Origin of the sequence: Roseobacter sp. (genome assembly GCF_024639605.1) — a bacterium.
In the GTDB taxonomy this organism is placed as follows: domain Bacteria; phylum Pseudomonadota; class Alphaproteobacteria; order Rhodobacterales; family Rhodobacteraceae; genus Roseobacter.
Map to the genome: position 1 here is coordinate 1 of NZ_JAHEHZ010000202.1, position 4,822 is coordinate 4,822.

General features: G+C 58.6%; 6 protein-coding genes. All 6 read right to left on the bottom strand.

What is annotated here, in order from left to right; genetic code table 11:
* A partial coding sequence (locus Q0M35_RS17320) for a glutathione S-transferase N-terminal domain-containing protein (protein WP_295317508.1) occupies positions 1 to 436 on the bottom strand: 436 nt, incomplete at its 3' end.
* A gap of 106 nt (positions 437 to 542) precedes the next feature.
* On the bottom strand, positions 543 to 1,691 hold the full coding sequence (locus Q0M35_RS17325; protein ID WP_295317509.1) for an acyl-CoA dehydrogenase family protein: 1,149 nt from the start codon (positions 1,689 to 1,691) through the stop codon (positions 543 to 545).
* A 28-nt stretch (positions 1,692 to 1,719) separates the two neighbouring features.
* A complete protein-coding gene (locus tag Q0M35_RS17330) occupies positions 1,720 to 1,932 on the bottom strand; it encodes a hypothetical protein (RefSeq protein WP_295317510.1) in 213 nt (70 codons plus the stop codon).
* A 53-nt stretch (positions 1,933 to 1,985) separates the two neighbouring features.
* Positions 1,986 to 3,767 carry an acyl-CoA dehydrogenase C-terminal domain-containing protein gene (locus Q0M35_RS17335; protein ID WP_295317511.1) on the bottom strand — a complete coding sequence of 594 codons (1,782 nt, stop codon included), beginning with the start codon at positions 3,765 to 3,767 and terminating at the stop codon, positions 1,986 to 1,988.
* A 32-nt stretch (positions 3,768 to 3,799) separates the two neighbouring features.
* Complete coding sequence (locus tag Q0M35_RS17340) at positions 3,800 to 4,201, bottom strand: MerR family DNA-binding transcriptional regulator (protein ID WP_295317512.1); 402 nt, start codon at positions 4,199 to 4,201, stop codon at positions 3,800 to 3,802.
* Positions 4,202 to 4,441: 240 nt separating this feature from the next.
* Positions 4,442 to 4,810, bottom strand: a complete 369-nt coding sequence (locus Q0M35_RS17345; protein WP_295317513.1) for a MerR family DNA-binding transcriptional regulator — start codon at positions 4,808 to 4,810, stop codon at positions 4,442 to 4,444.
* Between the last annotated feature and the right edge of the window lie 12 nt (positions 4,811 to 4,822).

Consider the following 4,822-nt stretch of genomic DNA (forward strand, 5'->3'; position numbering starts at 1 on the left):
GACGGTCGTTCAGCACGGTATAGGCCGCTTTGAGCCGGCCCTGCATAAAGCCGATGACCTCCTGCGGACGTTTGTCTTCGGGCAGGAAATTCATCAGAAAACGGGTCATCCCGGCCTGAGAGCTGAGTTTGTGATTGTCCCAGAACATCCAGCGCAGCACTTCACGGCGCTCGTTTGCGTCCTTGCCGCCGAACCTGCCCGATTTTTCCGCAACGTAATCCTGGATGACGCCGGACTGTGTCAGGCGGATATCGCCGTCAATCATCACGGGAGCTTCACCCATCTCGTTGATATCACGTCTGTATTCCAGGCTGCGGGTCTGTCCGCCAAAGAAATCGACCGGGACCGCTTCCCATTCCAGCCCGGACAGCTCGAGGGCCAGAGCCGCTTTATACGCGTTGCCGCTTTCACCGAAGCAGTGCAGTTTTATCGTCATGGGTCAGTTCCTTTTGCGGTCTTCGGGGTCGGGATGCAGCCTTTGCGGTCTGCGGCGCACCCCGTTGTATTTCCCGCCGGCAGGCGGGAGCGGGCGGCTGTAGGGTTCAGAGCGATCTGGCGATCAGTTCCTTCATAATTTCATTTGTGCCGCCATAGATGCGCTGGACACGCGCGTCGGTCCACATACCGGCGATGTCGTACTCCTGCATGTATCCATAGCCGCCGTGCAGTTGCAGGCAGTCATCGAGGATCTCGCCCTGAGTATCGGTCAGCCAGTATTTTGCCATCGCGGCCTTTTCGACGGTAAGCGCGCCATCAAGATGTCCGCGGATGCATTCATCAAGAAACGCCCGCGCGACAGCGGTTTTCGTGGCGCATTCCGCCAGTTTGAACCGGGTATTCTGGAACTGCGTCAGGGGGCCGCCAAAAGCCTCGCGTTCTTTGCAATAAGCAACGGTTCGCGTGAGCCCGCCTTCCATGGCTCCCATGGCGCCACAGGCAATGATCAGCCGCTCCTGAGGCAATTGCTGCATCATCTGATAAAAGCCCTGGCCTTCCGTGCCGCCGAGAATGTTCTCGGGCGGAATTTCCACGTCATCAAAGAAGAGCTCGGAAGTGTCAGAGGCATGCAGCCCGATCTTTTCGAGGTTCCGCCCGCGCTGAAAACCCTTCGCGCCGTCGGTCTCCAGTGCCACGAGCGAGACGCCTTTGGCGCCTTCGCCCGGATCGGTCTTGGCAGCCACCAGGATCAGCCCGGCATGCTGGCCGTTGGTGATAAATGTTTTCTGCCCCGACAGGCGATACGCGTTCCCCTTTTTCAGGGCGCGGGTTTTTATGTTCTGCACGTCTGAGCCGGTCGAGGGCTCGGTCATTGCGAGCGCGCCGACCAGTTCACCGGAGGCCATGCGCGGGAGCCAGCGCTCTTTCTGCTTTTGCGTGCCATAGGCCAGCACGTAATGCGCTACGATGCCGGAATGAATGCCGTGGCCCCAGCTTGCAAGATTGGCGCGCGCAGCCTCAATCAGGATCGCGGCTTCATGGCCGAAATCGCCGCCGGCACCGCCATATTCTTCGGGCACGGAGGGGCAGAGCAGGCCAAGCGCGCCGGCCTCTTCCCAGGTCGCAGGGTCCATTTCGCCCTGCTTGCGCCAGGTTTCAAAACGGGGGGCCCATTCATTTGAGATAAACTGCGCGGTCATATCCGCGATCATGCGGTGCTCGTCCGTCATCCAGGCTGTTTGCCGGTCCGTCATTCCTGTCCTCCCCCCGTTCGTCCGCGCGTTACTTCTTGCGCGCATCAAGCTCGCTGTTGAACAAACGCAGCCGATGTCCGAAAGTTTCTTCGTTGATCACGCTGTCAAAGTTTTCAAAAAGAAACGACAGCGCCTCTCCCTCATCCAGTCCGGCCTCAGAGGCAAAGCGTTTCAGTCTGCGATAGCCGTCCTCTGTCATGGCGACAGGAAAACGGCGGGTCAGGCGGAAACGCTTGGGCATGGGGCAGGCTCCTTCTTGAAGCGGTTTCGGGGGCAGTGCCCCCGAGACTGCCGTCAGAAGTTTGCCGCGTCCAGCGCCATAACAGTATCAGCACCGGACTGAATGCGCGCAAGGTGCAGGGCCGTACCCGGCAACTGTCGCGCCATATAGTAGCGGCCGGTTGCAAGCTTGGTCTCGTAGAATTCCGTGTCCGCAGCACCCTCAGCCAGCGCGTCACGGGCAGCTTTGCCCATCATCGCCCACATCAGTCCCAGGCACACATGTCCAAACATATGCATAAAGTCATAAGACCCTGAGAGTGCGTTATTCGGGTTCTTCATGCCGTTTTGCATAAAATACATGCCGGCGGCCTGCAGATCCTTGCTCGCGGCTTTCAGCGGATCGAGGAATTCGCGATCGAAATCCGCGTCCTGACCAGCGTTATCCCTGATAAAACCTTTAACCAGATCAAAAAAGGCCATCACATGCTTGCCGCCGTCCTGTGCGAGCTTGCGGCCCACCAGGTCCAGCGCCTGAACGCCGTTGGCGCCCTCATAAATCATCGCGATGCGGGCGTCGCGGGTGAACTGCGACATGCCCCATTCCTCAATATAGCCATGCCCGCCATAGACCTGCTGGGCTTTGATGGTCATGTCATAGCCCTGATCGGTCAGGAAACCCTTTATCACCGGCGTGAGCAGCGAAACCAGTCCGTCGGCTTCCTTGTCCTGCCCACGGTGGGCGGCGTCAATGAGCGTCGCACCCCACAGAATAAAGGCACGTCCCGCTTCGGCAAAGCTCTTCTGGTCCATCAGTGAGCGGCGGATATCGGGATGCACGATCAGCGGATCTGCCGGGCCATCAGGGTTTTTCGCCCCGGTGACGTCGCGCCCCTGCAGGCGGTCTTTGGCATAATCCAGCGCGTTCTGATAGGCCACTTCGGCCTGGCTCAGGCCCTGCATGCCGACACCCAGACGCGCTTCGTTCATCATCGTGAACATGGCGCGCATGCCTTTGTGCTCTTCGCCCAGCAGATAGCCGGTGGCGCCGTCATAGTTCATCACACAGGTAGAGTTGCCGTGGATGCCCATCTTCTCTTCGATTTTACCGACCGCGACCGGATTGCGTTCGCCCAGGCCACCATCGTCTTTGACGATGAATTTCGGCACAATGAAAAGAGAGACACCTTTGATGCCCTCGGGAGCACCGGTAATTTTCGCCAGCACCAGGTGAATGATGTTGTCGGCCATGTCGTGCTCGCCGGCTGAGATAAAGATCTTCTGGCCGGTAATTTTATAGCTGCCGTCGTCCTGCGGTTCGGCTTTGGTCCGCATCAGCCCCAGATCGGTGCCGCAGTGTGGCTCGGTCAGGTTCATTGTCCCGGTCCACTCGCAGGAGACCATTTTGGGCAGGTACGTGTCTTTCTGCGCGTCGGTTCCGTGTGCGAGAATGGCCGAGGCCGCACCATGGGTCAGGCCCTGATACATCGTAAAGGCCATGTTGGCCGAAGAAAACATCTCGCCCACCGCCGTGCCGATCACGTAAGGCATGTCCTGTCCGCCGTACTGTTCGGGCATGTCCAGACCGGGCCAGCCGCCTTCGCGCACCTGATCAAAGGCTGCTTTGAACCCTGTGGGTGTGCGCACCACACCGTTTTCGAGTTTGCAGCCTTCTGTGTCTCCTACAACGTTAAGCGGGGCCAGAACCTCTGAGGTCAGCTTGCCGGCTTCCTCGAGGATGGCGGAGGTAAAATCTGCCTCAAGGTCTGAATACCCGGGTGTTTCCTGGCCGGTGATGTTCAGAACGTTGTGCAGAACAAACTGCATGTCTTTGACGGGCGGTGTGTAGCTGGGCATGATTACTCTCCCTCAGAGTCGGTGGTTGAGGCTTATTCTGCGGCCTTCGGGGCCTTATTCATCGAAGCGATCATTTGTTCGCCCCATTTCAGCTGGTCGTTGAGATCCCGGATCGCTTCGTTGAGCGCATCGCGCTGATCAACGAGATCCTTCATCCGCTTCTGTGCCACTTCAAAAGACCGCATCAGCTGCGAGCGGCCCTGATCGCCGGCGCCGTAAAGGTCGAGCAGCTGGCGGATCTCTTCGAGGCTGAAACCAAAGCGCTTGCCGCGCAGGATCAGCTTCAGCCGCGCACGGTCACGCTTCGTGAAAAGCCGTTTCTGGCCCTCACGCACCGGGAACAGCAGTTCCTTGGCCTCGTAGAATCGTAAGGTGCGCGGCGTCACTTCAAACGCGTCGCACATTTCGCGGATCGTCATATAGGTCTCTGACATACGTCTCACTCTCATTGCATCGGTTCGACGCACAAATAAGGTTCAGGCCAGTAGCTACAACAGGGGCTCACGTTTACGTAACCCGAACGTTGCGTCACTTTGAAAGGGTCACGTGCTGACGCGACGGTAAGCCGGTATCACAAGAGACAAAGCGCCGCAGGCAGGCAACGGACGGGCGGATTTATGCCTGTCCGGGCCGTCGCGCGTGCTGTTTCTGATGCATGTCCGGGGTCTGGGCCGTCAGTCGAGCGAGGCTGCCGTGTCGTTGCGCAGACGCGTCAGCTCGTCGATGGCCTCGTCAAGCTGCTTGCGGTCCTCAGCGAGCTGGCCCAGCTGACGGTTGGCCAGTTCAAGCCAGGCTTTCATCTGGGCCTCATTGCCTTCATTCTCATAGATCAGCAGCCACTGGCGTATGTCTTCGAGCTGAAACCCGAATTTCCGGCCGCGCAGGATCAGTTTCATACGGGCGCGTTCACGCGGGCCGTAAAAACGCGCGCGTCCTTCACGGTCCGGCTGCAAAAGTTCGATGTATTCGTAGTACCGCAACGTGCGCGGTGTCACATCAAATTCCGCGCACATCTCTTTAAATGTGAGACGGTCAGATACCATGAACTCTCTCTC

Bases quoted from the DNA above. Each gene is read 5' to 3' on its own strand.
- Q0M35_RS17330 (WP_295317510.1), bottom strand. From the start codon at position 1,932: ATGCCCAAGCGTTTCCGCCTGACCCGCCGTTTTCCTGTCGCCATGACA.
- Q0M35_RS17345 (WP_295317513.1), bottom strand. From the start codon at position 4,810: ATGGTATCTGACCGTCTCACATTTAAAGAGATGTGCGCGGAATTTGAT.
- Q0M35_RS17325 (WP_295317509.1), bottom strand. From the start codon at position 1,691: ATGACGGACCGGCAAACAGCCTGGATGACGGACGAGCACCGCATGATC.
- Q0M35_RS17340 (WP_295317512.1), bottom strand. From the start codon at position 4,201: ATGTCAGAGACCTATATGACGATCCGCGAAATGTGCGACGCGTTTGAA.
- Q0M35_RS17335 (WP_295317511.1), bottom strand. From the start codon at position 3,767: ATGCCCAGCTACACACCGCCCGTCAAAGACATGCAGTTTGTTCTGCAC.